The organism is Cellulomonas biazotea, from assembly GCF_004306155.1.
Taxonomy (GTDB): Bacteria; Actinomycetota; Actinomycetes; order Actinomycetales; family Cellulomonadaceae; genus Cellulomonas; species Cellulomonas biazotea.
The window spans coordinates 1-4,575 of the sequence record NZ_BIMR01000264.1 but is presented as its reverse complement, the minus strand read 5'-3'; the positions used below and the strand labels follow the sequence as shown (position 1 = coordinate 4,575).

4 protein-coding genes are annotated in these 4,575 nt (G+C 76.1%); 1 reads left to right on the top strand and 3 read right to left on the bottom strand.

Annotated elements, in window-relative coordinates:
* The coding region (locus CBZ_RS15825; protein WP_130782458.1) for an NUDIX hydrolase at positions 1-430 on the bottom strand (430 nt) is incomplete at its 3' end.
* A gap of 209 nt (positions 431-639) precedes the next feature.
* Here CBZ_RS15825 and CBZ_RS15820 point away from each other — a divergent pair.
* Complete coding sequence (locus CBZ_RS15820; protein WP_130782457.1) at positions 640-2,151, top strand: CCA tRNA nucleotidyltransferase; 1,512 nt, start codon at positions 640-642, stop codon at positions 2,149-2,151.
* A 25-nt stretch (positions 2,152-2,176) separates the two neighbouring features.
* On the opposite strand, the gene CBZ_RS15815 is transcribed toward CBZ_RS15820, so the two are convergent.
* The gene (locus CBZ_RS15815) at positions 2,177-3,850 is read right to left on the bottom strand and encodes a SpoIIE family protein phosphatase (protein WP_130782456.1); all 1,674 of its coding nucleotides are present in this window, start codon (positions 3,848-3,850) and stop codon (positions 2,177-2,179) included.
* On the bottom strand, positions 3,847-4,575 hold a 729-nt coding region (locus CBZ_RS15810; protein WP_165446809.1), incomplete at its 5' end, for an MFS transporter. The genes CBZ_RS15815 and CBZ_RS15810, both read right to left, overlap by 4 nt.

The window sequence follows — 4,575 nt, the reverse complement described above, 5'->3', positions numbered from 1 at the left end:
CGCCCTCGACGGTGAGGGAGCCGCCGACGGCGCCCAGGAGGAAGTGGTGGACGACCTTGTGCACGCGGCGGTCGTCGCCGCTGAACCAGTAGTCGATGACGCCGAGGCGGCGCAGCACGTGGCCGGTGATGCCGGTCTCCTCGGCGATCTCCCGGACGGCGGCCTGCTCGGGCGTCTCGGTGCCCTCGAGGTGGCCCTTCGGCAGGCACCACTCGAGGCGGCCCGCGCGGTTGCGGCGGGCGATCACGGCCGCCTGGTACACCCCGTCGCGCTGCTGCACGACGATGCCGCCCGCGGACGTCTCGTCGACGACCGGCAGGGGGGCCGGCACGGGCCGGACCGGGCTGTGCCGGGGGTCGATCCGCAGCGCGTGCCCGCCCGGCGGCGCAGGCACGCCTCCGGGGAGGGAGGGGTGCGCCTGGCTCGACATGCCGCCACTGTAACGACTCGTCGGGAGCGTCCGTCCCGCGTCGTGCGTGCTCCGTGCACCTGGCGTCCACCTCCTGTCCTCCCGCGCACGCGACGTGCACGCGACGCGCACGCGGTGCGCACGGGAGGGCCCGTGCGCGCGAGGCTGCGCGGCGGCGCGGACCGCACCCCCGGCGCCCGCCGACGGCGCGATCTGGCAGGCTTGGACGAGTGCCGCCCGTCGACCCGCCCACCGCGACCTCGCCCGACACCTCCGCCGCGCTCGTCACCCTCCGCAGGCGCGCTCTCGGGGTGCTCGCGGGGCTCTCGGGCGACGCGCTCGAGCTGGGCGAGCTGTTCCGCGCCGCGGGCCACGAGCTCGCGCTCGTCGGCGGGCCCGTCCGCGACGCGTTCCTGGGCCGGCTGAGCGCGGACCTCGACTTCACGACGTCGGCGACGCCCGACGAGACCGAGGCGATCCTCGCGCGGTGGGGCGACGCGCACTGGGACATCGGCCGGGAGTTCGGCACGATCGGCGCGCGGCGCATGCCCGGCGGGCGCAAGGGCAGCACGAAGGACGTCGTCGTCGAGGTGACGACGTACCGCACCGACGCGTACGACCCCACGTCCCGCAAGCCCGAGGTCGTCTTCGGCGACTCGCTCGAGGGCGACCTGTCGCGGCGCGACTTCACGGTCAACGCGATGGCGGTGCGCCTGCCCGACCTGTCGTTCGTCGACCCGTTCGACGGCCTCGCGGACCTCGCGCGCGGCGTGCTGCGCACCCCGGTCGACCCGCGGCAGTCGTTCGACGACGACCCGCTGCGCATGATGCGGGCGGCCCGGTTCGCGGCGCAGCTCGGGTTCACGGTCGACCCCGCCGCGCGCGCGGCGATCGAGGACATGGCGGGGCGGATCACGATCGTCTCCGCCGAGCGTGTGCGCGACGAGCTGTCGAAGCTCCTGGTGGCGGCGCAGCCGCGGCTCGGGCTCGAGGTGCTGGTCGACACGGGCCTCGCGGACCACGTCCTGCCCGAGCTGCCGGCCCTGCGCCTGGAGATCGACGAGCACCACCGCCACAAGGACGTCTACGAGCACTCGCTCATGGTCCTCGACAAGGCGATCGCGCTGGAGACCGGCCCGGACGGCCCCGTGCCCGGGCCGGACCTGGTGCTGCGCCTCGCGGCGCTGCTGCACGACATCGGCAAGCCCCGCACCCGCCGGTTCGAGGCGGGCGGCGGCGTGAGCTTCCACCACCACGAGGTCGTCGGCGCGAAGCTCGCCGCGAAGCGGCTCAAGGAGCTGCGGTTCGACAAGGCCACCGTGCAGGCCGTCGCGCGCCTCACCGAGCTGCACCTGCGGTTCCACGGGTACGGCGAGGGTGGCTGGACGGACTCCGCGGTCCGCCGCTACGTGACCGACGCCGGCCCGCTGCTGGAGCGGCTGCACCGGTTGACCCGCTCCGACTGCACGACCCGCAACGTCCGCAAGGCCGCGCGGCTCAAGGCGGCCTACGACGACCTGGAGGTGCGCATCGCGCGGCTGCAGGAGCAGGAGGAGCTCGCCGCGATCCGCCCCGACCTCGACGGCTCGCAGATCATGGCCGTCCTCGGCATCGGCCCCGGGCGCGAGGTCGGCGCCGCGTACAAGCACCTGCTGGAGCTGCGCATGGAGCGCGGGCCGCTCGGCGAGGACGTCGCACGCGAGGAGCTGCTGGCCTGGTGGCAGGCGCGCCCGACCGACTGACGGGGTCGGCGCACGGCGCGGCGGGTCAGGCGGCGCGGACGACGAGCAGGCACACGTCGTCCTCCTGGTGCACCCCGACGAGCGCGTCGACCAGCGCGTCGCGCACCCCCGCCGAGCCCGTGCCGTCGGGGACGGCCGCGAGGGTGCGCTCGAGCGCGTGCAGGCCGTCGGCGAGCGGCCGGTCACGGCGCTCGACCAGGCCGTCGGTGTAGAGGACGAGCGTCGACCCGGGCGGCACGTCGACGACACCGTCGGGCAGCAGCGGCACACCCGTCAGGCCGATGGGGGTCCGCAGGGCCGCGTCGAGCCGCACGACCTCGCCGCCGGGCAGCCGCAGGATCGGCGGCGGGTGCCCCGCCCGGGCATAGGTGAGGCGGACCCCGTCGTCGGTGCTCGACCAGCGGGCGTACACGCACGTCGCGATGTCGGCGAGGTCGAGCCCGCGCACGACGCCGTCGATCCGCCCGAGGACCTCACCGGGCGCGGCCGACTCCCACGCGTACGACCGCAGCAGCGAGCGCAGCTGGCCCATCGCGGCCGCGGCCCGCAGGTCGTGCCCGACGACGTCGCCGACCGCGAGCCCGACGGTGCCGTCGGGCAGCGGGAGCACGTCGAACCAGTCGCCGCCGACCTCCGCGAGGCGCCCCGACGGCAGGTACGACGCCGCGACGTCGAGCCCCGCGACGTCCGGGATCTCCGGCAGCAGGCTGTGCTGCAGCGTGAGGGCCGCGGTCCGCTGCGCGAGGAACAGCCGGACGTTCTCGAGCGCCAGGCCCGCGCGACGACCCAGGTGCGCGGCGGTGACGACGGTGCCGGGCGTGAAGCCGTCCTCCTTCTCGTGCACGAGGCACAGGACGCCGAGGACGCGCTCGCGGGCCCGCAGCGGCACGAGCAGGGCGCTGCCGAGGCCGAGGCGCTGCAGCAGGGCGAGCTGCTCCGGGGTCGTGCGGGCCGGGAGCGAGTCGACGTCCACGGGGAACGGCTCGGCGACGTACCCCGGCGGCGACGTCAGCGTCTCGCGCGTGCGGGGCGAGCGCTGCAACCAGCCGACGTCCTGCGCGCCGAGGCTGTCGGCGAGCGCGACGTCCGCAGCGTCGCTCGCGGCGACGTGCACGTGCTCGAACCGCCCGGCCTCGTCGGTGACGGCGACGAACCCCCACGTGGCCAGGGGCGGGATCGCGGCGTCCGCGAGGGCGTTGACCGCGTCGTGGTAGTCGAGGTGCATCGCGAGCTCGTCGCTGACGCGCGCGAGCAGGTCGAGCCGCGCCGTGGCCTGCGCGCCCAGGCCGTCCCCGCGGGCCTGCTCGGCGTCGACGCGTGCGGTGACGTCCGTCTGCACGGCGACGCGCCGCACGATGCGGCCGGTGTCGTCGCGGACCTGCGCGACGACGAGCTGGTTCCAGAACGGCGTGCCGTCGCGGCGGTAGTTGAGCAGCTGCACGGCGGCGGGACGGCCGGCGTCGATGGCGGTGCGCAGCGCCCCGACGGCGGCGAGGTCGGTGCCGGTGCCCTGCAGGAAGCGGCAGTTGCGGCCCACGACGTCGACCCCGAGGTACCCGGTGAGCCGCTCGAACGCGGCGTTCACCCAGACGATCGGGTCGTCGGGCCGGGTCGGGTCGGTCACGCACGCCGCGACGTCGCCGTCGACGAGCGCCCGCAGCAGCGCGTCGACGGGGACACCCGCGTCGAGGGCCGTCATCCGACGACCGCCGGGTCGGGGGCGGCACGCCGGGCCGTGCGCGCGGTCGCCGTCCCGTAGACGACCGCCCCGGCGACGTACCCGCACGCGAGGGCGACGAACAGGCCGCGGGACCACCCGGTGTCGGGCAGGGTCACGGCGCCGAGCGCGGCGGCGCCGACGAACGCCGCGTTGTAGAGCACGTCGTACAGGGCGAACGCGCGCCCGCGGAACGCGTCGTCGGTGTCACGCTGCACGATCGTGTCGACCGCGATCTTCGCGCCCTGCGCGGCGAGCCCCAGGGCGGCCGCCCCGACGAGCACGGCCGTGCGGGTCACCGTGAGCGCGAGCAGCGTCTGGCTGACCGCCGCGAGGCTCAGGCACAGGACGATCCACGTGTGCGGCCCCGTGCGGGGCGACAGGACCGGGGTGAGGACGACGGCGAGCGCGAAGCCCACGGCCGACGCGGCGAGGACCGTCGCGAACGTCGTCAGCCCCGCCGCGGCGTCGGTCGGGTCCGACAGCAGGTTGCGGGCGATGAGGATGCTCGCGATGAACGTCGCGCCGTACAGGAACCGGTGGGTCGCCATGATGCCGAGCGCGTACGCGGGCGTGCGGCGGGCGACGAGGTGCCGCGCGCCGGCGACGAGCCCGCGCGCCAGGGTGCCGAGCGCGGCGCGCAGCTGCGTCGGGTCGGCGCGCTCGACCGGGCCGAGCTGGTCGCGGCCCAGGCGCGTCGCGAGCGC